At 54.8% G+C, this 23,546-nt stretch carries 20 protein-coding genes and 3 pseudogenes; 5 read left to right on the top strand and 18 right to left on the bottom strand.

Annotation, left to right across the window (positions count from 1 at the left end; all coding sequences use genetic code 11):
• Positions 1-41: 41 nt before the first annotated feature.
• Positions 42-1,562 (top strand): aldehyde dehydrogenase, encoded by a 1,521-nt coding sequence (gene adh / locus ACTVDO_RS12640; protein ID WP_442901646.1) that lies wholly within the window; start codon positions 42-44, stop codon positions 1,560-1,562.
• 231 nt (positions 1,563-1,793) lie between these two features.
• Complete coding sequence (locus ACTVDO_RS12635; RefSeq protein WP_020961315.1) at positions 1,794-2,150, top strand: DUF779 domain-containing protein; 357 nt, start codon at positions 1,794-1,796, stop codon at positions 2,148-2,150.
• Between the two features lie 178 nt (positions 2,151-2,328).
• Here the strand turns inward: ACTVDO_RS12635 and ACTVDO_RS12630 are convergent, their stop codons facing one another.
• The 7 genes and pseudogenes from ACTVDO_RS12630 to ACTVDO_RS12600 form a co-directional block, all read right to left on the bottom strand.
• Positions 2,329-3,942, bottom strand: a complete 1,614-nt coding sequence (locus tag ACTVDO_RS12630) for an MDR family MFS transporter (protein WP_442901645.1) — start codon at positions 3,940-3,942, stop codon at positions 2,329-2,331.
• Positions 3,927-4,850, bottom strand: coding sequence for a TetR/AcrR family transcriptional regulator (locus ACTVDO_RS12625; RefSeq protein ID WP_020961317.1), 924 nt, complete (start codon positions 4,848-4,850; stop codon positions 3,927-3,929). The genes ACTVDO_RS12630 and ACTVDO_RS12625 overlap by 16 nt, the downstream gene beginning before the upstream one ends.
• Complete coding sequence (locus ACTVDO_RS12620) at positions 4,843-4,983, bottom strand: hypothetical protein (RefSeq protein ID WP_020961318.1); 141 nt, start codon at positions 4,981-4,983, stop codon at positions 4,843-4,845. The genes ACTVDO_RS12625 and ACTVDO_RS12620 overlap by 8 nt, the downstream gene beginning before the upstream one ends.
• A gap of 274 nt (positions 4,984-5,257) precedes the next feature.
• The gene (locus tag ACTVDO_RS12615) at positions 5,258-6,130 is read right to left on the bottom strand and encodes an ROK family protein (RefSeq protein WP_442901644.1); all 873 of its coding nucleotides are present in this window, start codon (positions 6,128-6,130) and stop codon (positions 5,258-5,260) included.
• Positions 6,131-6,145: 15 nt separating this feature from the next.
• Positions 6,146-7,237, bottom strand: coding sequence for a tellurite resistance/C4-dicarboxylate transporter family protein (locus ACTVDO_RS12610; protein WP_442901643.1), 1,092 nt, complete (start codon positions 7,235-7,237; stop codon positions 6,146-6,148).
• Positions 7,238-7,583: 346 nt separating this feature from the next.
• Positions 7,584-8,044, bottom strand: a pseudogene (locus tag ACTVDO_RS12605) (DUF4351 domain-containing protein); the annotation flags it as partial.
• Between the two features lie 61 nt (positions 8,045-8,105).
• A complete protein-coding gene (locus ACTVDO_RS12600; protein ID WP_442901642.1) occupies positions 8,106-9,449 on the bottom strand; it encodes a 6-phospho-beta-glucosidase in 1,344 nt (447 codons plus the stop codon).
• A 67-nt stretch (positions 9,450-9,516) separates the two neighbouring features.
• On the opposite strand from ACTVDO_RS12600, the gene ACTVDO_RS12595 reads away from it, so the two are divergent.
• A complete protein-coding gene (locus tag ACTVDO_RS12595) occupies positions 9,517-10,281 on the top strand; it encodes a MurR/RpiR family transcriptional regulator (protein ID WP_442901664.1) in 765 nt (254 codons plus the stop codon).
• A 361-nt stretch (positions 10,282-10,642) separates the two neighbouring features.
• Here ACTVDO_RS12595 and ACTVDO_RS12590 read toward each other — a convergent pair whose 3' ends face one another.
• The 6 genes and pseudogenes from ACTVDO_RS12590 to mntA form a co-directional block, all read right to left on the bottom strand.
• Positions 10,643-12,010: an FAD-binding oxidoreductase gene (locus ACTVDO_RS12590; protein WP_442901641.1), complete on the bottom strand. Its 1,368-nt coding sequence runs from the start codon at positions 12,008-12,010 to the stop codon at positions 10,643-10,645.
• A gap of 50 nt (positions 12,011-12,060) precedes the next feature.
• Positions 12,061-13,038 carry an alpha-ketoacid dehydrogenase subunit beta gene (locus ACTVDO_RS12585; protein ID WP_020961333.1) on the bottom strand — a complete coding sequence of 326 codons (978 nt, stop codon included), beginning with the start codon at positions 13,036-13,038 and terminating at the stop codon, positions 12,061-12,063.
• A complete protein-coding gene (pdhA, locus tag ACTVDO_RS12580) occupies positions 13,039-14,118 on the bottom strand; it encodes a pyruvate dehydrogenase (acetyl-transferring) E1 component subunit alpha (RefSeq protein ID WP_041268023.1) in 1,080 nt (359 codons plus the stop codon).
• A gap of 87 nt (positions 14,119-14,205) precedes the next feature.
• Complete coding sequence (locus ACTVDO_RS12575) at positions 14,206-15,507, bottom strand: dihydrolipoamide acetyltransferase family protein (protein ID WP_442901640.1); 1,302 nt, start codon at positions 15,505-15,507, stop codon at positions 14,206-14,208.
• Positions 15,508-16,085: 578 nt separating this feature from the next.
• Entirely contained in the window at positions 16,086-16,493 is a 408-nt protein-coding gene (gene hepT, locus ACTVDO_RS12570; RefSeq protein WP_041267798.1) for a type VII toxin-antitoxin system HepT family RNase toxin, read from the bottom strand.
• Positions 16,483-16,877, bottom strand: a pseudogene (gene mntA / locus ACTVDO_RS12565) (type VII toxin-antitoxin system MntA family adenylyltransferase antitoxin). The gene hepT and the pseudogene mntA overlap by 11 nt, the downstream one beginning before the upstream one ends.
• A 216-nt stretch (positions 16,878-17,093) precedes the next feature.
• On the opposite strand from mntA, the gene ACTVDO_RS12560 reads away from it, so the two are divergent.
• Positions 17,094-18,080, top strand: a complete 987-nt coding sequence (locus tag ACTVDO_RS12560; RefSeq protein ID WP_442901639.1) for a Gfo/Idh/MocA family protein — start codon at positions 17,094-17,096, stop codon at positions 18,078-18,080.
• A 192-nt stretch (positions 18,081-18,272) separates the two neighbouring features.
• Here the strand turns inward: ACTVDO_RS12560 and arsC are convergent, their stop codons facing one another.
• The 4 genes from arsC to ACTVDO_RS12540 form a co-directional block, all read right to left on the bottom strand.
• The gene (gene arsC, locus ACTVDO_RS12555; RefSeq protein WP_020961338.1) at positions 18,273-18,692 is read right to left on the bottom strand and encodes an arsenate reductase (thioredoxin); all 420 of its coding nucleotides are present in this window, start codon (positions 18,690-18,692) and stop codon (positions 18,273-18,275) included.
• 15 nt (positions 18,693-18,707) lie between these two features.
• On the bottom strand, positions 18,708-19,772 hold the full coding sequence (arsB, locus tag ACTVDO_RS12550) for an ACR3 family arsenite efflux transporter (RefSeq protein ID WP_442901663.1): 1,065 nt from the start codon (positions 19,770-19,772) through the stop codon (positions 18,708-18,710).
• A gap of 24 nt (positions 19,773-19,796) precedes the next feature.
• Positions 19,797-20,144, bottom strand: a complete 348-nt coding sequence (locus ACTVDO_RS12545; RefSeq protein WP_442901638.1) for an ArsR/SmtB family transcription factor — start codon at positions 20,142-20,144, stop codon at positions 19,797-19,799.
• A 311-nt stretch (positions 20,145-20,455) separates the two neighbouring features.
• A complete protein-coding gene (locus ACTVDO_RS12540) occupies positions 20,456-20,839 on the bottom strand; it encodes a DUF1360 domain-containing protein (RefSeq protein ID WP_168367873.1) in 384 nt (127 codons plus the stop codon).
• A 726-nt stretch (positions 20,840-21,565) separates the two neighbouring features.
• Here ACTVDO_RS12540 and ACTVDO_RS12535 point away from each other — a divergent pair.
• Positions 21,566-21,898 carry a hypothetical protein gene (locus ACTVDO_RS12535; RefSeq protein ID WP_023817772.1) on the top strand — a complete coding sequence of 111 codons (333 nt, stop codon included), beginning with the start codon at positions 21,566-21,568 and terminating at the stop codon, positions 21,896-21,898.
• Between the two features lie 192 nt (positions 21,899-22,090).
• Here the strand turns inward: ACTVDO_RS12535 and ACTVDO_RS12530 are convergent.
• Positions 22,091-23,546: pseudogene (locus tag ACTVDO_RS12530) on the bottom strand (IS1634 family transposase); the annotation flags it as partial.

Here is a 23,546-nt window from a genome sequence, read left to right as displayed (position 1 = left end):
AATGTAAGCGAATACGAAATCAATTGAAGGAGGAATCGGGGATGATCTACGCACAACCAGGCCAGCCAGGCGCGCTTGTCACGTTCAAAACGCGCTACGAAAACTTCATTGGCGGCAAATGGGTGCCGCCGGTCGACGGCGAATATTTTGAAAACATTACGCCGATCACCGGAAAACCGTATTGCGAAGTGCCGCGCTCGAAAGCGGCGGACATCGAGCGGGCGCTTGACGCCGCCCATGCGGCCAAAGAGGCATGGGGGCGCACGTCTCCGGCCGAGCGCGCCCGTTTGCTGAACAAAATCGCCGACCGGATGGAAGAAAACTTGGAAATGCTCGCGGTCGCGGAGACGTGGGAAAACGGCAAGCCGATCCGCGAAACGCTGGCGGCTGACATTCCGCTCGCCATCGACCATTTCCGCTATTTCGCCAGCTGCATCCGCGCACAAGAAGGCACGATTTCCGAAATCGACCATAACACCGTTGCTTATCACTTCAAAGAACCGCTCGGCGTCGTCGGGCAAATCATCCCGTGGAACTTCCCGATTCTCATGGCGGCGTGGAAACTCGCCCCGGCATTGGCCGCAGGCAACTGCGTCGTCTTGAAACCGGCGGAACAAACGCCGACATCGATCCTCGTCCTCATCGAACTCATCGAAGATTTGCTTCCACCTGGTGTCGTCAACATCGTGAACGGCTTTGGCTTAGAAGCCGGAAAACCGCTCGCCTCGAACCCGCGCGTGGCGAAAGTGGCGTTCACCGGCGAAACGACGACCGGACGCCTCATCATGCAATACGCTTCACAAAACATTGTGCCGGTCACATTGGAACTTGGCGGCAAGTCCCCGAACATTTTCTTCGCTGATGTCATGGACAAAGATGACGAGTTTCTCGATAAAGCGCTTGAAGGGTTTACAATGTTCGCTTTAAACCAAGGCGAAGTGTGCACATGCCCGTCGCGCGCCCTCATTCACGAGTCGATTTACGACGCCTTTATGGAGCGGGCGCTTGAGCGCGTCAAGCAAATTAAACAAGGAAACCCGCTCGACACCGAAACGATGATCGGGGCGCAAGCGTCATCAGAACAACTGGAGAAAATCTTGTCGTACATCGACATCGGGAAGCAAGAAGGCGCTGAACTTTTGATCGGCGGCGAGCGGAACATGCTCGAAGGAGAACTTTCCGGCGGCTATTACGTCAAGCCGACGATCTTCAAAGGGCATAACAAAATGCGCATTTTCCAAGAAGAAATTTTCGGCCCTGTGTTAGCCGTCACCACCTTTAAAGACCAAGACGAAGCGCTTTCGATCGCCAATGAGACGCTGTACGGCCTTGGCGCCGGCGTCTGGACGCGCGACATGAACACCGCATACCGGTTCGGCCGCGGCATCCAAGCCGGCCGCGTCTGGACGAACTGCTACCACGTCTATCCGGCCCACGCGGCGTTTGGCGGCTACAAAATGTCCGGCATCGGCCGCGAAACGCACAAAATGATGCTTGACCATTACCAACAAACGAAAAACTTGCTCGTCAGCTATTCGCCGAAAAAACTCGGCTTGTTCTAACATTGACCCACCTGCTCTTTCACGGCAAAAGGCAGCGCCGGAGCGCTGCCTTTTTGCCCCTGTTGCACCTGCCGCCACCAAAACCGTGCAAGCACCTTTTGATTCACCTTATTATCTGTATGAAATGGACCAAACAACGAAGCCATCATTCCTCATTCCATTCGAGAAATCAAGTGCAGCCGCGATGAGCAATGCCTGTCTTTGGCCGTGATGCGAAAGGAGGTGCATCCGATGATTGATGAACCGAAAGTCATCGCCACCGAAGCGGCGTTGGCGTTGATTGAAAAACTGAAAGCGAAATACGGCCCGCTCATGTTTCACCAATCCGGCGGCTGCTGCGACGGCAGCTCGCCGATGTGCTACCCGCTCGGCGAGCTGATCGTCGGCGATTCCGACGTGCTGCTCGGCGAAATCGGCGGCTGTCCGTTTTATATCGCCAAGGCGCAATACGAATATTGGAAGCATACGCAGCTGATCATCGACGTCGTTCCCGGGCGCGGCGGCATGTTTTCCCTCGAAGGGCCAGAGGGAGTCCGCTTCCTCACCCGCTCGCGCGTCTTCGGCCAAAACGAGACGGGCGAGAAGTAGCCATCAAGGGCCAACCGCCAGAAGAAAACGGCCGCGCCATCGGCGCCAGGCGTTCGCCCCTCATAAGCCGTATAAGGAAGACCGCTTCCGTTCTCCTTCGGACGCCCCGGCGCTTGGCCGCCGGTCAAACCGAAAAGGCGGCCGCCTCGTTCGCAAGCGAGACGGGCCGCCATGCTCCTCATTCATGTTCCGCCTGGTTCAACGTCTTCACCGCTTCAACCCGATCGGACAAGACAATCCGCTTCAAGCCGAATACGAAAAGCAAGCCGATCGCAATAAAGGCGAGCCCGAACCAAAAGACGGCTTGGAGCGAATCGACAAGCGACTGCTTCAACACCGGCACGAACATCTCCCGCAGCGGCGCCGGAATTTTCGCCATCGCCTCCGGGCTTAACAACAGCGAATACAGCCCTTGCGGATCGGTATGGATCATGTCGGCAAAACGGTCAACAAGCCCTTTCGCTTGCGCCGGGAGCGCTTCAAGCTTCGGCATGAGCCGCTCATCGAGCAAAGCGCTCGAACGATGGTTCATGATGGCGCCAAGCACCGTCATGCCGAACGTCCCGCCGATCGAGCGGAAAAATTGGCTCGATGACGTCACGACGCCAAGCTCCGATTTCGGAAAGCTTTCTTGCAACGCAAGCGTCAAAATCGGCATCACAAGCCCGGTGCCAAGGCCGAGAATAATCATGTACACCGTCGCCGTCCATTTCGATGTGTCAACGCCCATGGTGCCAAGCAAACCAAAAGCCGCGGCCATAATGGCCATGCCGATGATAAGCTGCGGTTTCACGCCGATCCGGTACACAAGCCGCCCGCCAAGGACGCTGCCGATAATCATCGTGATCATCATCGGCGTCATGATCGTCCCTGACTCGGTGGCGCTCACGCCGATGATGCCTTGCATAAAAAACGGCACAAACATAATGGCGCCAAACATGCCGACGCTCATAAAAAAGCCGATCGCATTGAGCAATGTAAACGTCCGATGACGGAACAGCCAAAGCGGGATGATCGGCTCTTCCGCCCGCTTTTCCGCCCAAATGAACAAGGCAAAAGCGAGGACCGACGCCGCAAACAGCGAGACGATTTGCCACGAGCCCCACGGATACCGGTCGCCGCCGAACGTCAACCCGAGCAGCAAACTCACCACGCCGACGGTCAAGGTCGCCATCCCCGCGATATCGAATTTGACCGGCCCTTCGTCTTTATATTTGCTTAATCCCATCGCAATCAACACCGTCGCTAAAATGCCGACCGGCAAGTTGATGTAAAACACCCAGCGCCAGTTCAAATGGTCGACGATAAACCCGCCGACTTGCGGTCCCAGCACCGAGGCGAGGCCGTACAAGCCGCCAAACACCCCTTGCCATTTCGCCCGCTCTTTGCCGGTGAACACGTCGCCGATGACGACCATAGCCATCGGCATCATAATCCCGCCGCCCAATCCTTGAATGCCGCGGTAAAGGATGAGCTCGGTCATATCGTCCGCCATGCCGCACAGCGCGGAACCAATCATAAAAATGACCAATCCGCTCACATAGACAATCCGCCGGCCCAATAAGTCGGCGAGCTTGCCGGCGATCGGCACGACTGTCGTTGACGTGAGCATATACGCCGTCGTCAGCCACGTCATGACGCCCAGCCCGCCGAGCTCGCCGACAATGCGCGGCATCGCCGTTCCGACAATCGTCCCGTCCAACGCCGCAAACAACATGGCAATGATCAGCCCGGTAATGAGCAGCGGGCGATGGCGGATCGTGCTTGCCGGCGCCGCTATTGCTTTTTCCATGTTTCCCTCTCCCATCGGTGAAGTCGTTCATACGTGTTGATTTCTTCGCTCAGCGCATCGACCGCTGCGGCGAGCGAAGGCGCTTGTTGATGACGCAAATACAACATGAGCGCGTCAACAAGATACGCCCTTGGCGGTCCATCTTGCCGAAACAGTTCTTCCTCAAGCGCTGCGGCCGCTCCGCGCACTTCCTCCGCCTGAACCGGCTCCAGCTCCGCGGCCGCCTCGCGAACCGCGACGAATGCCGCAGTGAGCCGCTCCCGCTGTTTTTTCCGCTCACGCTCCTCGAGCTCCATCCATGGCGCGATCGACTCTTCGGTCAAAAGCGGGCGCTCATCCGCCGCGAAACTCGCGACGATCGCATCGAGACGGCGCACAAGAAAGCGCGCGGCTTCTTCCGCATCAAAGGCGTCATCACGGAAAAAGAAGAAAAACAAGTATTGGCGGATCATGCCGTTCGTGATCATCGCCACGTCATACACGTACGGCTTGACTCCCTCGCCGTATACGTCTATCAGACGGGCGCAATACCACAAAAACAAGCGCCCATGCTGGCGGAACATATACCGCTCCACCTCTGGATTGACTTTCGGCAACTGTTCGGACACGATCATGCGCAAAAAGTCTTTGTATTCGCGAATGTGGGAGAAATGGGCCGTCAACTGGCGGATGAACCGCTCCTTTTCCGGGCCGTCCCCGCCGGATGCCGTGAAATCGGCCACCATTTTTTCGCTGTAATAGCGAAGCACAGCAAGAAGCAGCTCTTCCTTCGAAGCGAAGTGATGGTAAAACGCCCCTTTGGAAATGCCCCACGCCTCAACCAAGTCTTGAATCGAGGTCGCATGGTACCCTTTTTCCGCAAACAGTTTCATTGCGGTTTCAATAAAGCGAACGCGCCGTTCATCCATGGCAGCCGTCCATCCCTTTCCCGTTCACTTCCAGCCATTGCTGGTACGACGGCAACGAAACGCGCGGCTTCACCAAGCTAGCACGCACATGACGGCGCTGAAGCCATTCGACCAACCGCTGAACATCAGCCATTCCTTCTCGCCTCCATTTTTTACGCTGACCAATCGGTCACCGTTATTATAAACGACTAGCATCCGTTCATGCAACCAAAACGACGTTAGTTATGACTACTCAGTCATACGTTAATCTGTTTTTTTGAACCGTTGGTCAAACAAAGCCTGTTCTAGAAAAATATACGCATCTTGATAAGCAGCGCTCATGCCAAAGGAAAGCGAAATGCGCCTATCGATTTGTTCAACAAAACCGGCCGCCCATGCCTTCATACGACATGGACGGCCGGCTGGGTTCATCCTCTAGCCGCAGCGGCGAGCGCCAACGCACCTGCAATGCCGGCGTTGTCGCCAAGCCCCGGAAGGACAATATATTCATCAATCCGTCGCAAAATCATCTCGTGCTCGACATACCCGTTGAGCAGTTCCTGCACATAGCGGCGCACAAGCGGCAACACGTGCGTCTGCTTCATCACGCCGCCGCCTACGATCACTTTTTCCGGCGATAAAACGAGAATGTAGTTCGCGACCGCTTGGGCCAAGTAAAACGCCTCGAGCTCCCATACCTCGTCTCGATCGGCAAGTTCCACGCCCTTTTTCCCCCAGCGCCGCTCTATCGCGGGGCCGGACGCCATCCCTTCCAAACAGTCGCCATGGTACGGGCAGACGCCGGCAAACGCGTCATCCGGGTGGCGGCGGACAAGAATATGCCCCATCTCCGGATGAAGCAGCCCGTGCAGCAGCCGCCCTTCGACAATCGCCCCGACGCCGATGCCTGTTCCGACCGTTATGTACAGGCAGCTGTCAAGCCCCCGCGCCGCCCCCCAGCGCTGCTCGCCGAGCGCTGCGGCGTTGACATCGGTGTCAAAGCCGATCGGCACCGGAAAATGCCGCTTCATCGCGCCGACAAAATCGAAGTTTCGCCACGCCTGTTTCGGCGTGCTCGTAATGTACCCGTACGTCGGGCTGCCCGGGCGCAAATCAACCGGGCCGAACGACCCGATCCCGATCGCCTCCACGTTGTGCGGGCGGAAAAAATCGATAACATGCGCCATCGTTTCTTCCGGCACCGTCGTCGGAAACACCGCCCGCTCATGAATGTTCCCTTGTTCATCGCCGACGGCGCAGACAAATTTTGTGCCTCCGGCTTCAATGGCTCCGAGTATCATACGGATTTCCCTCCCTCATCCATTTCCTCCCTCGATCTGCTGCGGCAGCGCATCGCCATTCCCGGCCTCCCGCTGGCGGCGAAAGCTTGTATACAAATGGTGGACCAATCCGGCAAACACGGCAAGCCATGCCGCCATGGCCACGTAGACCATAAAACGGGGGATGACAAGCAAAAACGGAATGTGCAGCGCTTTGGACAGCTGATATGTGCTTGTCGTATACATGGCGAGCGGAAACGCCATTCCCCAAAATTGCGGATCATATTTGAGCGGGTAATGATGGTACAAGTGACGCCACACCATTAAAATGAACAACAGCGGAATCCACCACGTTCCGGTAATCCAGAAAAAGAGCGTGAACCCTCTTAAAAACGGAAGCAGTTCGCCAAGAAACGCCCAGTTGCCCGCATGCAGCATCAAGGTCGAGCCAGCGAGCGTCGTGATCGCCACCGCCCCCATGTTGATCCAATACGGCGGCGTCAGCGCCGCAAACTTCAGCTCAACGAACGTAAAGCGGTAGAAAATGAGGGTAATAATGTTTAAATACAACATACACCCGAGCAAATACGCGCATAAAGCGACAAACAGGACGATGTCCCGCCCGCTCTCGACATGCGGGGAAAGGAGTGTGCCAAGGACGGAAATGGACTGCGTCGCCACCGCCGCAATAAGCCAGGCACCGTTAATTCCTTCCGACAGCGTCGGTTTGTTTTTTCGCACCGTCACCGCGGTGAAAAACGTGTACATGATCATAAGCCAAAGGAAAATGGCCAAACACCACAAATAAAAAGCCGGCTCGTAGCGATGGGCTACGGTAATCAACTGGCTGCCAAATACGCACGTTCCGGCCACCAACGTGAAAAACCCGGGGCCTAGCGTATGGCTTGTCAAATCTTTCACCAGCCGCGGCGTGAAGAAGAGAAGCCGGTACAGCGTCAATCCCCATAAAACGGTATACGCCGCCATATTGAAGTAGAGCAATCCTTTGGAAATGACGTGCATATCAAGCAAAAAGGTTGCGATCGACAATGCGCCGGTCGCCATCACGAGGGCAAAGTAGCCTGGAAATAAGTTCACCGACATTTTTCGAATATAATAGATCACCATCTTTCCCCCAATCTTTGCATCCGCCTTCCCCTCCCTTAGACACCAGGATGGTATCCATAGGCGGTGAACAAAGCCGTTCTGTGCATGCCGCTGTTCAGCATCCAAGCAACCGAAGCTCGCCGCCCCGAACTTCCGCCTTCCGTATAGGAACTACGGAGTTCCTGGCCGGGAACGCCCCATCGTTTTTCACCGCTGCCGCCTCTATGGATGCCATCCTCTACTTTCATTGTATTCAAAACGACAGGCAAAAACAAAGGCGAAACCGTATTCAATGGCAAGATAGAAAAAAACACCGTTCCGAAACAAGCCCGTTGCATCGGAACGGCGTCTCCCCATTCTTCTGCTCTTTTAGCTTTTCCAACGCCTCAGCCGGCAGTCCGGTCAATTCGCAAATCGTCGGCACGTCGCACCCTTTCGCCAGCATCCGTTTGGCCACGTCCATTTTCCCTTTTTCCATTCCCCGTCGCTCGTATGAGATCAGGAGATCGTTCACTTTTTTCGCTTCCTTCGTTTCCATTTGGCTCACCTCGTTTCGCAATTGGATTTCTTCTTGTTCGGACAGCGTCAAATACATCTCGAAAAACCGAAACAACAGCCGCTGCCTCGCCCCGTCAAGCTCCAAGCGGACGAGCATGCGCAACAATTCCCGTTTCACTGCGACTCTCTCACTTTCATGATCCCCCATTTTGCTTAACAAGACAGCGGCAACCGGGTTGTCGCGTGGCGAATGTACTTGCGCCATGGCAGTTTGCACAGTTCAACAGTAAGAAAGCGGAAATCGACAACGGTGAGGAACGGAATTTTCACGGTGAAATGACAAAGCCGCCCGGCGACAGGCGGCTTTGTCAATCGTTTTCGAAGCGGCCGTTTAATGTCCGGCCGCTGTTTTGGTCTGTTTGAAAAATTGCGGCAAATATTCTTTATGCGCTTCCAACATTTCATCCAAAATTTGTTTGGCGACCGTGTCAGACGGCACAAGCGGGTTGATCGTCATCGCGACGAGCGCCGTTTGGTAGTCGCCGGTCACCGCCGCTTCCGCCGCGACGCGCTCAAACGATTTGATTTGCTGGACGAGCCCGCGCACCGCCACCGGCAAATCGCCGACCGCGATCGGTTTCGGGCCGTCTTTCGTGATGACGCAGTTGACCTCGACCGCCGATTCTGCCGGAATGCTGGCGATAGCGCCGTTGTTTCTCGTATTGACCGGCTGGATGTCCCGCTTGTCGTTGTAAATCGAGCTGATCAGGCTGCAAGCGGCGTCGCTGTAGTACGCCCCACCGCGCTGCTCGAGCTGCGGCGGCTTGATGGCCAAGTTCGGATCTTTGTACAGCTCGAACAGCTCTTTTTCGAGCTGCTGCACAACCTCGGCGCGCGTTCCTTTCGTTTTCGCCGCTTCAAGCTCTTCCGCGAGCATTTTGGCCGTTTGAAAGTAATACCGATGGTACGGGCACGGCAATATGTTCAGCCCTTTCAAAAAGTCCGGCTCCCAGCCGAGGTCGACGATGTTTTTCATCGTCACGCCGGAACGATCCGGGTTGGCGATAAGGTCGATCACTCGTTCTGTCACGTCATTGCCGTCCAGGTAGACGTGCAAGCCAAACACCATATGGTTCAGTCCGGCAAAATCGATGTGCACGCGATCCGCCCCGACACCAAGCAGCTTGGCGACGCCCATGCGCATGCCGATCGGCACGTTGCACAAGCCGACGACTTTTTCTTGCTTCGTATAGCGCAAAACGGCTTCCGTCACCATCCCGGCCGGGTTCGTGAAGTTAATGAGCCACGCGTCCGGGCACCATTCTTCCATGTCGCGGATGATGTCCAAAATAACCGGAATCGTCCGCAGCCCCTTAAACAAACCGCCCGGGCCGTTCGTCTCCTGGCCGATCACCCCGTATTTGAGCGGGATGCGCTCGTCTTTCGCCCGCGCTTCCAGCCCGCCGACGCGAAACTGCGTGGTGACAAAGTCAGCTCCTTCCAAAGCCCGCCGGCGATCCAACGTTAAATGAATGTCAATCGGCACGCCGGCCTTTTCCACCATCCGCTTGGCGAGCGCTCCGACGATTTCAAGTTTTTCTTTGCCTTCCGGAACATCGACAAGCCATAGTTCTCCGACTGGCAGTTCATGATAGCGCTTAATCAATCCTTCCACCAGTTCAGGGGTGTAGCTCGAGCCGCCGCCAATCGTCGCAATTTTCAACCGTTTTTCCACACTCCTCTTCCCCTTTCGGCCTGTTAGGCATGGTATAATAATGGCAATGCGAAGGCGAGGTGTCTTGATGTTTACTCCAGAACAAATCGCTCAGTTTTCCGAACTCGACTACGCCATTTACGATTATGTGGTGAAGCACCCACATGAAGTCGTGTACATGCGCATCCGCGAGCTCGCCGAAGCCGTCCACGTCTCACCGCCGACCGTGCTTCGCTTTTGCAAAAAGGTCGGCTGCGACGGCTTCAGTGAGTTTAAAACGAAATGGAAGTTGCATTTGCGGGAAAGCGAACAAACGTCGATCATCAGCAGCCAAGAGGCGCTGCGCGAATTTTTTGAGCGGACGATGACTGCCGATTACGAGCGGGCCATCCGTGAAGCGGCGGCCGCCATCGCCCGGGCCGATCACGTCATTTTTGTCGGTTCGGGCAGCTCCGGCATTTTGGCCGAATACGGCTCGCGCTATGTGTCCGCCTTTCAAAAGTTTTCCGTCTACATCAAAGACCCGTTTTTCCCGATTTACGGTCATTATTTCGATAACTGCGCCGTCATCGCCTTGTCGGTATCGGGAGAAACGCCGCATACGCTCGCCCAAGTGCACCGATTCAAAGAAAAAGGCGGTACGATCATCAGCATCACGAACCGGAAACATTGCACCCTTGCCAGCATCTCGGATTACAATTTGACGTACTACGCCACGCCAGAGCGGACCGGGCAAACCGATGTGACGACCCAGCTTCCGGTCGTCTACTTGCTTGAGCGGCTGGCGAAAGAAATGTACCGAATGCTGCCAAATCGGACAGCGGAAGGCGGAACCCAACCTCAAAGCCGGTAAGCGGCAGGCGGCGCAGGCCGCTTGGCGCCGTTTCCCGCAATGAATCCGTCTACTCTTACTAAACCGCGTTTTCCCCCAAAAGTAAAGGACATGGCAATATATTGGAACAAAAGCAAGCAGAAAAACATTTGTTTCATATCCGTAACGCTATGTTACGCAAAAGTGGACGCTATTCGTAACCGGCATGGCGCCGAAATGAGGAAAACCGGCGGGTCTGACGCCCTTCGACCACATGCGGCGCCTTCGCCCGCTCCGATCAAGCGGCGATGGCCGCCGTTTCATTGAAATGAAAAGTCCCCCGCTGCCAGCGGGGGACAAGGGGCATAGCCTGTTTGCCTGACGCAGGGGATCACGGGCGCCGCTATGGCAAAAAAATTTTCCCCGGATTGAGAATGCCGTTTGGGTCAAACAATTGTTTCAGCCGTTTCATCCACAGCACGGCGTCTCCCTTTTCTTCGCGCAAAAACGCCCGTTTGCCAAGTCCGATGCCGTGCTCTCCCGTGCATGTGCCGCCGCGCGATAAGGCATAGCGGACGATATGGGCGTGCACGCGTTCGATGCGTGCCATCTCCTCTGCATCGCTCGGGTCAAAGGCAAGCACGGTATGATAGTTGCCGTCGCCGACATGACCGAAAATGGCAGCCGTCATGCGCTCCTCATTAACGAGCCGGCGCGTATCGGCGATGGCGCCGGGCAGTTCGGACAGCGGCACGCACACATCGGTTGAGAGCATTGCCTTGCCTGGGTACGCCGCCTGAATGGCGAACGCCGCATGGTGGCGCGCTTCCCACAGCTTCGCGCGGGCGAGCGAGTCGGTCTCCACCGCAAACGAAACGGCCCCCTCCGCCTTGCACAACTCACGGACAAGTTCGGTCCCGTCCTCAACGCTTGATGGGCTGCCGCTCAGCTCGATAAACAGCGTCGGCTTCACCGGGTAGTCCGTTTTTTTGTAGGCGTTGACCGCGGCGATCGTCGCCTCGTCCACCAGTTCGATTTTGCCCGGACCGACGCCGGATCTTAAAATGGCAAATGCGGCCTCCGCTGCCGCCTCCAGCGTAGGGAAGCACGCTTTGATGGCGGTTGTCGCCTCCGGAATGCCGTGCAGGCGGACGACGAGGCGGGTGAACACGCCAAGCGTCCCTTCCGATCCGACGAACAAGCCGGTCAAATCGTAGCCGGCGGACGATTTCACCGCCAAGCTGCCGGTGCGGATCACGGAACCGTCGGCGAGCACGGCTTCAAGGCCGAGCACTTGATCGCGCATCACGCCGTATTTGACGCTGTTTGTCCCGCTCGCGTTCGTCGCCGCCATACCGCCGATCGTCGCGTCCGCCCCCGGGTCGACCGGAAAAAACAGTCCATATCGCTTCAGCGCCTCGTTCAGTTGCATCCGCGTCACTCCGGGCTCGACGACCGCCAAAAAATCATCGGGACGAATGGCGATGATGTTGTTCATCAATGTCAAATCGAGGCTAATTCCGCCTTGGACCGGAATGACGTGCCCTTCCAAACTCGTGCCGGCGCCAAACGGTGTGACCGGAATGCGATGCTCGTTGGCAAACGCCAGCACCCGGCTGATTTCTTCCGCTGTCTTCGGAAACACAACGACATCCGGCGCATGCGGCGCATGATAGGCGATGCCTTTGCTGTGGTGTTCGAGCACCGTCTCATTGACGCTCACCCGCTCACGGTCGCCGATCCATTCAAGCAGCGGTTCGTATATGTTCATCGTTCTCCCCCTTATCGCTCGGATGAAACGGACGCACCGTCCGCTCTGGCCTAGTAACGCAGCAACGTTTCAATTCCTTCCGCAATCCGCTCGGCGTTCGGCAGCCAGTCGTCCTCGACCGACGGCACCGGATACGGCGTGTCGTAGCCGGCGATGCGCACGATCGGGGCGGAAAGGGAAAACAGCGCCCGTTCGCTGATCAAGGCCGCCACCTCGGCGCCAAATCCGCCCGTTTTCACCGCCTCGTGAACGATCATCACCCGCCCTGTTTTTTCCACCGAGGCGATGATCGTGTCGAGATCAAGCGGCTGCAGGCAGCGAAGGTCGATGACTTCCGCACTGACCCCTTTTGTCTCGATCTCGGCAGCGATTTTGGCGACAAGCGGCACCGTCGCCCCCCAAGAGATGATCGTCACATCATCGCCCTCTTTGACGACGCGCGCCTGGCCGAGCGGAACGGTGTACGGTTCTTGTGGCACTTCCATGCGAAACGCCCGATACAGCTTCATCGGCTCCAAAAACAGAACCGGGTCTTCATCGCGAATGGCGGAGATCAATAGCCCTTTCGCATCATACGGATTGGACGGCATGACGACTTTTAAGCCCGGCGAATGGGTAAACAGCGCCTCAAGCGAATCGGAGTGCAATTCCGGCGTCCGCACCCCGCCGCCGTATGGGCTGCGCACGACGATCGGGCACGAAAACCGCCCGGCCGAGCGGAAGCGGATGCGCGCCGCCTGGGCCGCCAACTGGTCCATCGCCTGGTAGGCAAACCCGAGAAACTGAATTTCGGCAATCGGGCGCATTCCGTTGATCGCCAGTCCAATGGACGTGCCGATAATACCCGATTCCGCAAGCGGTGTATCAAACACGCGCCCCTCGCCAAACTGCTCGAGCAGCCCGTCCGTCGCCCGGAAGACGCCGCCGTTTTCGCCGACATCTTCGCCCAGCACGATGATGCGCGAGTCGCGCTCCATCTCCTGGCGCATCGCTTCATTGATCGCCTCAATCATCGTCAATTCCGCCATTTATCTCACCCCGCTCCGTTGTTTGCGCCGCATCACTTCGTCTTTTTGTTCGGCAAGCAATTTGGGCGCCTCGCTGTACACGCAATCGAATGCATCGACAATCGAACCGGACTTGCTGGCGATGGCCGCCTCATACGCCGCGGTGATTTCCTCATTCACTTCGGCGACAAACGCTTCTTCCTGCACCTCCGTCCACAACCCGCGCCGTTCGAGCAGCGCACGCAGACGGTGAAGCGGATCTTTCGTCCGCCATGTCTCGACTTCTTCAGGCCGGCGGTATTTCGTCGGATCGTCTGCTGTCGTGTGCGGCCCGAGCCGGTAGGTGAGCGCCTCGATCAACATCGGCCCCTCACCGCGGCGCGCCGCTTCGACCGCCTGTTTCATCGTTTCGTACACCGCCAGCACGTCGTTGCCGTCGACCAGCACTCCTTTCATCCCATAGGCGAGCGCCTTCTGCGCAATCGTTCGGCTGGCCGTCTGCTTGCGGTACGGAACGCTAATGGCGTATTGGTTGTTTTGGCAGAAAAAGATGACCGGCACGTTGTACACCGCGGCAAAATTCATCGCTTCATGAAAATCGCCCTCCGACGTCGCCCCGTCGCCGAAATACGCCACCGATACTTGCGGTTCGCCTTTCAATTTCGACGCCCACGCACAGCCGACCGCATGAAGCGTCTGCGCCGCGATGATGATTTGCGTCGGGAACATGTTCAATCCTTCCGGCATTCGTTTCCCCGACAGACGCCCTTGCACATAATGGAAAAACTGCTCAAGCGGCATGCCGTGCGTCAAGCAAGCCGCCACTTCCCGGTAGCTGGGAAAAATCCAGTCGTCTTTTCGAAGCGCAAACACGCTGCCAATTTGCGCCGCCTCTTGACCGCTAAACGGCGCATATGTACCGATCCGCCCTTGCCGCTGCATGCGCAGCAACCGTTCATCAATGACGCGCGCCCGCCGCATTTCCCGATAGGCGCAAAGCAGCCATTCATCGGAAAACGCCGCCAACTTCCCCTCATCCCCGTTTCCGTTTTCATCGAGAATTTGCACGACCTCAACCGGCAATTTGTCCGGATCAAACATGGGGTCCCCTCCCATTTTTGTTTTCATGGGCGGCTCGGCCGCCGTTTCCATTTTGTCCTCTTCCGGCGCGAAGCAACGACCCGTCCATCACCGCACGTCCAACAACAGCACTTCCGGATTTTCCAAATAGTAGGCCACCGTCCGCATAAACCGCCCAGCCGGCTCGCCGTCGATGACGCGATGGTCAAAGGTGAGCGACATCCCCATCATATCGCGGATGACGATCTCGTCGCCGACGACAACCGGACGCCGTTTAATCGCATGCGCCCCCAAAATCGCCACTTCCGGATAGTTGATGATCGGCGTCGCAAACCAACCCCCGCCCGCCCCAGTGCTTGTGATCGTAAACGTGCTTCCTTGCAGCTCGTCAAGGCGAAGCGCCTGGCGGTGCGCTTTTTCCGACAGTTCGGCGATTTCGATGGCGAGCTCGCGGATCGATTTTTGATCGGCGTTGCGGATAACAGGGACAACGAGCCCCGCTTTCGTCGCCGTCGCGATGCCGATGTGAAAGCGCCTTTTCAAGACGATTTCATTCGTCTCTTCATCGAGCGAAGCGTTGAACATCGGGTATTGCTTCAGCGCCCTTGTCACTGCTTTGATCATAAACGGCAAATACGTCAGCTTGATCTGCTCTTTGGCCAGCTCGCCGGCAAGGTGCTTGCGAATTTCGACGAGCTTCGTCACATCCACCTCGTCCATGCCGGTCACATGCGGCGCCGTGTACATCGATTTCACCATTTTCTCGGCGATCTTTTTGCGCAAGCCGCGAAGCGGAATGCGTTCTTCTTCTTGGAACGCCGCCTCCACATTCGCAATGGACGTCCATGCGGCTGCGTTCGCCTGCCGTCCTGTCGCTGCGCTCCCGGCTGGCAAAACCGCGGCTTCGTTCCCCTCACTCCGCGCCGCCTCCGCCACTGCCGCGGCCGCTTCCCGCTCGCGGACGTATCGCTCCAAATCGGCGAGCGTCACCCGGCCTCCCTCGCCCGTCCCTTCCACGTCATCAATCGGAACGCCCAACTCCCGCGCCCGCTTGCGCACGGACGGCGCGGCAATCGCCCGCTTGCGCGCAGGACGGGGCGCTTCTTTGTGCAGAACCGGCGCAGGCTCCTGAGCCGAATTGTCGGTCGGCGCCGCTTCGGCCGCCACCGCTGCCTCGGTTTCCACGACAATGAGCGGCTCCCCAACCTTCACCGTCGCCCCTTCCGGCCCAGCGAGCGCCACCACCTTGCCAGCGACCGGCGTCGTCATCTCCACCATGGCCTTATCCGTCTGAATTTCGGCGATCGGTTGGTCGGCCTTCACCACATCCCCTTCACGAATGAGCCAGCGGATGATTTCCGCTTCATGCAGCCCTTCGCCGATGTCGGGCAACTTAAACTCATAGATCATTGCTGCATCCCCTTCCCCTTGTTCTCTTCCTCTGTTTGGAAACGAAAGCAATGGTGTCCTATCAATGGTGTTATGTTTGTGAGGCTATGCAGAGGTAAAGCGCTTACAAGAAAGCGGTTTGGCGCATGATGTTCTGCGGCGGGGTCATGTTTTCTGCAATCAAGCAACATTTCCTGCGGCAACGCCACGTTTTCTACAAAAATGAGAATTGAATATTCTAAATTTTTCAATCTACAAGTTTTATGATAGTATAAACGTTGTCCTACTGTCAATATCATGCTATCGGGCATTTCTCGCCTTCTTCGACAATCATCGGCAACGATTCACATTATGTTAAAATAACAAAACGAAGACAGGAGGAAAAAGCATGCCTCTCACCCGCATTCACCACATAGCCGTTATTTGTTCGGATTATGAACTCCGAGTTCGACAGTGTTTGAGGCCATTTTAGGCAAATGGAAATAACCAGAATGCTGTTATATCAAGGTTTTCAAGGTGCGCTATATACATGCCCCTTGAAAAGTCAACCTTTGCATCACGCTGCGCACCTCAAGCGTCGAAGCACCTATCAACACCGCCTACTTTTGCCTAACAATTGCTTTCGTAAACTCAGTGAAGTCTGTTAAATGGTCGTCGAGTATTTTTTGCAAAATCGTCAAGTTCAGTTCTTGATCATCATGCACAGCGATATTGCGAAATCCGACCATTGCTTTCATTTTTTTCGATAAGGATGGAGAGATGATGCCGTGTTGTTCTAAAAGAGAGAAAGCATCTCGACTTGTTTGTGGAAGTCCGAGCTTTTTTTGCGCAACGACATGCATCGCTAAGTCGATGCTCGCTTCACACGCTCGTTGGAGATTGAGGACAATGGAATCCTGCTTCGTGTAATTCTCCAAATGTTTTGGATTGTTTTCGTATTCTTCATGAATACGTTTCATACACCGTTCAATCACACTTACTTTATTGAATATAACATCATTCATCATAAACCGACCCACTCTCAACAATTTTTCGCAAAATGTCCGCTCGTTCTTCGTTTAGTTTCGCATACATTTTCAACACTCGCCATTCGAACTCCATTTTTTTTGTTCGTCTGAACAATAGATGACCTTGCCGCTACTGATGATTTGTGCTTGAAAAACGGTGCTCGCTTGCTTTAAATCGACGAGATCGACGTCTCGTTGTAATTGCTCTGCCAATTGTTGCGCGAGCATAAATCGTTCATAGTGGTCTAATGATCGTTCATCGCTCAAAAAAGCAATATCAATGTCGCTATCGTGGCGAAGATGTCCTGTGGTTGCTGATCCGAACAAATAAATGACAGAAGGGGAGACCGCATTCTTTAATGTTTCAATAATGATTTGTTCCATCTTGTCACCATCCCGTTTACCATCCCCTATTTCCATGCTATTACAATTATATTATTTTCGATTGTATGTGTCACGTTCCAAGGGAAAACGGAGTCAGTCAAGACTTTGTGGAAACTTTTTTGACAAGGCCGTGCTCCAACCCCGCACACAGAACCCCATACTCTCCCGACAAATTGTGCTAAAATGAAGGGCGACAAGAGTGAAAGGGGAATGACCATGGTTCGATTTGCGACGATCGGCACAAACTGGATCACCGAGTCGTTCATTGACGCCGCGCGGTTGGTCGACTCGTTCGAACTCGCCGCCGTCTACTCGCGGACGGAGGAAACGGCGAAGGCATTTGCGGCCAAAGTCAAAGCGCCGCGGACGTTTACCGATTTGCAGCGGCTGGCCGAAAGCGACGGCATTGATGCCGTCTATATCGCCAGCCCGAACGCACTTCATGCCGAGCAGGCGATTTTGCTCATGAATCACGGCAAGCACGTCTTATGCGAAAAACCGCTCGCCTCGAACGCCCAAGAGGCAAAAGCGATGATCGAAGCGGCTGAGCGAAACGGCGTCGTGTTGATGGAAGCGATGAAGGCGACGCTGCTTCCCACTTTCCTGTCCATCCGCGAGCACGTGCCGAAACTCGGCCGCATCCGCCGCTATGTGGCCAGCTACTGTCAATATTCATCGCGCTATGACGCCTACAAACAAGGAACGGTGCCGAACGCCTTCAACCCGGCTTTTTCGAACGGGGCGTTGATGGATATCGGCGTCTACTGCCTGTACCCGATGGTGGTGCTGTTCGGCAAGCCGAAGAGCCTCAAAGCGCAAAGCCTTAAGCTTGAATCAGGGGTCGACGGCGAAGGGGCGATCGTCTTGGACTATGGGGGGATGGATGGGATCGTCTTTTACTCGAAAATCGCCAATTCCTACTTGCCGGCGGAAATTCAAGGGGAAGACGGAAGTATGATCATTGACGCCATCCATACGCCAACCAAAGCGGAAATCCGCTACCGCGACGGGCGCGTCGAGGACATCACCGTGCCGCAAGACAAACCGCCGATGTACTATGAAGTGAACGAATTCATCGATCTCATTGAAAGCGGGGCGCGGGAATCAGCCATCAATTCGCACCGCCATTCGCTTTGGACGATCGAAATCATGGACGAAGCGCGAAGACAAACGGGCATCGTGTTCCCGGCCGATCAGCGATAAGCAAAAAAGGTTCCAACTTGAGCCGCATAAGGCTGGTTGGAACCTTCTTTGTGTGCAGCGGTTTCCCTAGCCGCTAGAGCGGCATGTTGCCAACGAGTCAGGAACGTTGGCCCGCATCGCTCCAGCTGCCGGGCGTTTGGGCTTTTCACCCGCAGCGTCGTTTGGTTTCGTTCGTCTCTGTCCGCTTTGCGCCTATTCACCCGTCTCGGCAAACCGGCGGATGCGCGCGCCAATTTCATCGCGGACGCGGCGGAACACGGCGAGCTTCTCCTCTTCCGTTCCTTCCGCTTTCGCCGGATCGTCGAATCCCCAATGGACGCGCTTCACATGCGGTGGGGTGACTGGGCAATGGTCAGCCGCATGGCCGCACAGCGTCACAACCAAATCGGCGCGGTGGAGAAGATCCGGGTCGATGACATCGGACGTTTGGTTCGAGATATCGATGCCCACTTCCTTCATCACCTTCACCGCGTTCGGATTGAGGCCATGCGCCTCAAGGCCAGCGCTGTACACCTCCCATTCCTCACCAAGAAGTTGTTTCGCCCAACCTTCCGCCATTTGACTGCGGCACGAGTTGCCGGTGCATAAAAAGTATATGACTTTTTTCTTCATCGCTGGTTCCCACCTTTACGTTGATGTTGGATTGACCGAAGAAAAATACTTTCGCTGAAATGCCAATGCTACGTTGACAAGCGCCAGCATCACCGGCACTTCAATGAGCGGACCGATGACTGCCGCAAACGCCGCGCCCGAATGAATGCCAAACACCCCAACGGCGACGGCAATGGCCAGTTCAAAGTTGTTGCTTCCTGCCGTAAACGCGAGCGTCGTCGATACCGGGTAGCCGGCTCCCAATTTTTTCGCCAAAAAGAAGGAGACAAAAAACATAAGAACAAAATACAGCAACAACGGAATGGCAATCCGGACGACGTCAAGCGGCAAGCTGACGATCATGTCGCCTTTGAGCGAAAACATCACAACAATCGTAAACAAGAGCGCAACGAGCGTCAGCGGGCTGATTTTCGGCACAAACACCGTTTCATACCATGGCCGCCCTTTCGCTTTCACAAGCGCAAACCTTGTCGCCATGCCGGCCAAAAACGGAACCCCTAAGTACAGGAGCACCGATTTTGCCACTTCCGTCATCGTGATGTTCACGACCGCCCCTTCAAGCCCGATCCATCCGGGAATCACCGTGACAAACACATACGCGTACAGCGAGAAAAACACGACTTGAAAGAGCGAATTGAAAGCAACCAGTCCAGCCGCATATTCCGTATCCCCGCGCGCCAAATCGTTCCAGACGATGACCATGGCGATGCAGCGGGCGAGACCGATTAAAATCACGCCGATCATATACTCCGGCTTATCCGGCAAAAAGACAATCGCCAAGATGAACATCAGCAGCGGACCGATCACCCAGTTTTGCACGAGGGACAAAACGAGCACCTTCACATCTTTGAACACGCGCCCCATTTCTTCATAACGCACTTTCGCCAGCGGCGGATACATCATCAAAATCAACCCGATCGCAATCGGAATCGAGGTTGTTCCGACTTGCAGGCGGTTCAATCCATCCACAAATCCGGGAAACCAAATCCCTATACCGATCCCAACCGCCATCGCTAAAAAAATCCATACCGTCAAAAAGCCATCTAAAAACGACAACCGCTTCGGTTCGCAACAATCCATCATCATTCACCCCGTTGTCCATCATCAGCACCCGCAACGCGATGCCGGGTTCGCTTCCTCGATTTTGCGAATGTTTTCGTCTTGGTCCGGAACGTACGACAACACCGCTTGCAGCAGGGAGTAGTATTCGCTTTGCGGCCGGAGCGAATAATACACCCATTGCCCTCTCCGCTCCTCTTGGATCAGCCCGGCGTCTTTCAACTTGCGAAGATGCTGGCTGATCGCCGGCTGGCTTGACGAAAACACCTCGAGCAGCTCGCACACACAGCACTCCCGCTGATTCAAAATCGCCAAAATCGTCAGCCGCGTCGGATCGCCGAGCAGCTTCAACACCCGAGCCGCGGCGCTCATGTCCACCGTCAGCTGTGGCATGCCAATCCTCCTCTCCATCATCATGCCCTGCAACATCAAGACGGCAGCGGTCGTGAAGGTTTCCTTGACCTTTTGCCCCTGTCCGCATATAGCCCAACATCCATTGCGACATCTAGGTCCCTATCCATCACTATATGATTATTTACTTATATAACCACCAAACGGCAGGCTGCCGAGCCGATGTTTTACGTCAATAAGTATATAACTAAATACTTATATAAGTCAACCATCACACACTGGCATAAAAGCGCGGTGCGGGCGCGTCATTTTTCCGCCCCGCGCCTGCACGAGTTCTGGCTGCCCTGCTTCCTTCACTCCATTCGCTTTTTCGCCGCTGACAAAAGGTCGATCGCCTTCGTCCCCACCCCGACAAACGTCTCCAAAATCGCCTGCGCCCCGGCGATCGAAAAGATAAAAATAAACGGCATGGCGATTGTCGGGATGAATAAATACCCAAGCGCAAGAAAAATCGCGCTCCATACGCCTGCGCACCAGTAACAGTTCAACAAATAACCGAATTTCGATCTCGGCACTTTTTTGATTTCCGTATGGCCGTCTTCATGCTGGATTTTCTCTTTCTTCATAAACGGATTGCGGATAAATTCCGTGATTTTATCAAAGACGATCAAGTGAGTGAACCGATAGCTGGCCAAAATGATCATGATGTACGTCATCCAGTCAAGTTCACGAAGCATGGCGGACTCCTTTTCTCATTTTTCCCTAACGCAAACGACCAAATCTGCTTGCCGGACATACGTTCATCACGCTGCCCGATTAGCAGTTATATTTTTCTCTGACAGGGGCATTTTTATAAATGAACATTTTTTCGAATTTTGATTCATTGCGTGTCTTGTCCGTCGTATCCGTGTGGAAGGCCCGAAGAGGGATGCCTTCTTTGATATGCACCGGAAAGAACCGCGTGGATCTTCGCCTCGTACAGTCGATCGAGATGACAACCGATGGCATCGTCGTTGAATCAAGGAGGCTTCATCCTCGACCGAGTCAAAGTCAAGTGCATCTTTTGGCAGTGGACCATTTTGTAGATTTGTTGATTGGTTTTGTTATCCCCTCTTGCACATGCTATAATAGATGTGTACATTATAATCAGCGTATGTCTCGTATATGTTTTTTCAAAACAGGCATATGCTATTGCTAAGGTGGTGATAGCGTATGCGCAGAAAGGAGCATCGCCAGTTGCGAAGATCAGCCATTTCAAGACGAAAAGATGTGCGAGCACAGTCATTAAGATCGATTTATGCTAAACCTGCTGTGCGAAATCGATACGCAAACATCAATGCGTCTTTAAGTTCGAGCATTTGTTTTGATCGGTTGCCTTCTGCTCCTTTATTGGATGTTAACCCTGATGGTGTTGTGACTGTGAATCGCGATAATCCTGTGCACCAACGGTGGCTAGATGAAGAATGATGCAGCCAGGTGGTATTTACGATATATATTTTCGTTTTCAAGAAGGGCAGGGCGGTGCATATCGTCCTGTTCTTATTTTGGGTTTTAGAGGCAATCGAGCCATTGCTATTGGATTAAAAGTCACAAGATCAAAACCAACATCTCGATACCCTTATCGAATACCAATTGTTTATTGGAAACATGTTGGATTAAAGGCACAATCATATGTTCAGTATGACTGGTATAACGAAATTCCATCTACCGTTCGGTTTCGGAAATTTTACGGGATTATGCACCCTTACGATTTTAATCGCGTCCTTCATGCGTTTCGTCGTTATCACGGCATTTAATAGATACATAGTGATCAAAGGGCTTGCTTGCCAGAGCTTCTTTTTGGATTAACTCATGGTGTTACTCACATTTCGCACCCCAGCAGTGCAGAAACAAAGGATTTTTTATTCATTTTTTTAAAATATTTTTTGAGCCAACACAACAAGCGATGACAATCCTTTTTTTACCATCGCTAGTCGTTCCGTATGACGTTACACGTAAATGCTCTCATCCATGCCCAATCCCTGCAGAATCCTTCGCTGATCAGGGGTGAGCGGTTTCCCTAGCCTGCGTTGGATTTGCCCATCCGGCAGTTCCAACAGGACGACTCTGACATACCAAAACAATTGAAAAATCGCTTGTCCGGTTGGTCGGGTCAGTTTCCGGCCTCCTGCCCCCTTTAACGGGCGTTCGGGTGTGATGAACTGGCGCACCCGGCGCTGGAAGACGCGGTAAATGGCCAAGGCCAGCAGAAACAAATAGCCCAACACCGCCACTCGTTCCGGTTTTTTGACGTAAATTTCGTCTGTAAAGAACGGATCTTTTAGGAAGGAGAAGTTCATTTCCACCGAGATCTGCCCTTTATACAGCTTCAAGATCTCTTGGGCATCCATTGGTTGGCCCTTCCATTCCTTCGGAACGGTCGTGACGAGGACAAACCGGGACGCTTTCCGTCTCGCCTGTTCCCACGCGTCTTGGTCGAATTCCACGCTCAGGCGAAGGGTGTACAGCGTCTCCATTTCCGGTTCCGCCCCTTTTTTCGGTCGTCCGCGCCGTTTTTTCGGGCGCACGATCTCTTCAAGCCCCGATGAAACCGAGGACGAAGGGACGCCTTGAGGGACGCCAAGGCTTGTTCGGCGTCTTCCCGGCAAGAGAAAGGATGCCGCTCCCAACGGGCTTGTTCCTCGCGAAGAAGCTCCGCTTCTTTGGTTCGTTCTGTTTCGAGCGTCTTTCCTTTTCGTTGGTCGAGCGCACTCGATTCGACGACGATCAGCCGTACGGGCTGGCCTTCATACGTTCCCGCCGTTTCCCATACCCGATACACGGCGCCGTTTTTCTCGGCCAACGAAAAGGAGTCGCTCCACGCCGAATCGGGTTGGGCATCCGCCTCCGAAAGCGCGGTTTTGACGATCCGGAGCGACGAAGGGCCTCTGGTGATCAAAAAGGCATTGGCGGCTTTCGTCTGCGCCAGCGTGTCCTTCGTCATCGCGGCGGAATCCGCCACGTACATCCATTCGTCTTCGATCTTCGCTTGCTTCAGCTGTTCATGGACACGGGAGAGCACCTCGGGATTCCACGTTTTGTCCGGCGCGTTGCCGTCGTGCACGTCGCCGTAAAACGGAATGCCGTCCTCGTTGCCGATCAGGCCGAATCCGATCTGCTTTTGCCAGCGATGATGGCGGTTATAGCCATAGGTGATGTGCAACCCATCCGACGAATCGGATTCATACGCACCGTAAACCGTCTTGTCCGTCGTATCCGCGTGAAAGACACGGAGAGGGAGGCCTTCTTTCTTGTAGATTTGCACCAGGCAAGACGAAAGGACTTGATGGATATTGGCCTCATACAGCCGGTCCAAATGGCGAGCAATGGCATCGTCGTTGAACCAAGACGGATCCAATCCTGGCCGGATCAGCTTGGGCAAGTCGATGTCATGCGCCCACCGTT

Source organism: Geobacillus sp. BK01 (assembly GCF_052220245.1).
GTDB lineage: Bacteria > Bacillota > Bacilli > Bacillales > Anoxybacillaceae > Geobacillus.
The sequence above is the reverse complement of the archived record's forward strand: the minus strand, read 5'-3'. Positions and strand labels throughout refer to the sequence as shown.

Bases quoted from the DNA above. Each gene is read 5' to 3' on its own strand.
- adh (WP_442901646.1), top strand. From the start codon at position 42: ATGATCTACGCACAACCAGGCCAGCCAGGCGCGCTTGTCACGTTCAAA.
- ACTVDO_RS12635 (WP_020961315.1), top strand. From the start codon at position 1,794: ATGATTGATGAACCGAAAGTCATCGCCACCGAAGCGGCGTTGGCGTTG.
- ACTVDO_RS12630 (WP_442901645.1), bottom strand. From the start codon at position 3,942: ATGGAAAAAGCAATAGCGGCGCCGGCAAGCACGATCCGCCATCGCCCG.
- ACTVDO_RS12625 (WP_020961317.1), bottom strand. From the start codon at position 4,850: ATGGATGAACGGCGCGTTCGCTTTATTGAAACCGCAATGAAACTGTTT.
- ACTVDO_RS12620 (WP_020961318.1), bottom strand. From the start codon at position 4,983: ATGGCTGATGTTCAGCGGTTGGTCGAATGGCTTCAGCGCCGTCATGTG.
- ACTVDO_RS12615 (WP_442901644.1), bottom strand. From the start codon at position 6,130: ATGATACTCGGAGCCATTGAAGCCGGAGGCACAAAATTTGTCTGCGCC.
- ACTVDO_RS12610 (WP_442901643.1), bottom strand. From the start codon at position 7,237: ATGGTGATCTATTATATTCGAAAAATGTCGGTGAACTTATTTCCAGGC.
- ACTVDO_RS12595 (WP_442901664.1), top strand. From the start codon at position 9,517: ATGTTTACTCCAGAACAAATCGCTCAGTTTTCCGAACTCGACTACGCC.
- ACTVDO_RS12590 (WP_442901641.1), bottom strand. From the start codon at position 12,010: ATGAACATATACGAACCGCTGCTTGAATGGATCGGCGACCGTGAGCGG.
- ACTVDO_RS12585 (WP_020961333.1), bottom strand. From the start codon at position 13,038: ATGGCGGAATTGACGATGATTGAGGCGATCAATGAAGCGATGCGCCAG.
- pdhA (WP_041268023.1), bottom strand. From the start codon at position 14,118: ATGTTTGATCCGGACAAATTGCCGGTTGAGGTCGTGCAAATTCTCGAT.
- ACTVDO_RS12575 (WP_442901640.1), bottom strand. From the start codon at position 15,507: ATGATCTATGAGTTTAAGTTGCCCGACATCGGCGAAGGGCTGCATGAA.
- hepT (WP_041267798.1), bottom strand. From the start codon at position 16,493: ATGATGAATGATGTTATATTCAATAAAGTAAGTGTGATTGAACGGTGT.
- ACTVDO_RS12560 (WP_442901639.1), top strand. From the start codon at position 17,094: ATGGTTCGATTTGCGACGATCGGCACAAACTGGATCACCGAGTCGTTC.
- arsC (WP_020961338.1), bottom strand. From the start codon at position 18,692: ATGAAGAAAAAAGTCATATACTTTTTATGCACCGGCAACTCGTGCCGC.
- arsB (WP_442901663.1), bottom strand. From the start codon at position 19,772: ATGGATTGTTGCGAACCGAAGCGGTTGTCGTTTTTAGATGGCTTTTTG.
- ACTVDO_RS12545 (WP_442901638.1), bottom strand. From the start codon at position 20,144: ATGCCACAGCTGACGGTGGACATGAGCGCCGCGGCTCGGGTGTTGAAG.
- ACTVDO_RS12540 (WP_168367873.1), bottom strand. From the start codon at position 20,839: ATGCTTCGTGAACTTGACTGGATGACGTACATCATGATCATTTTGGCC.
- ACTVDO_RS12535 (WP_023817772.1), top strand. From the start codon at position 21,566: ATGATGCAGCCAGGTGGTATTTACGATATATATTTTCGTTTTCAAGAA.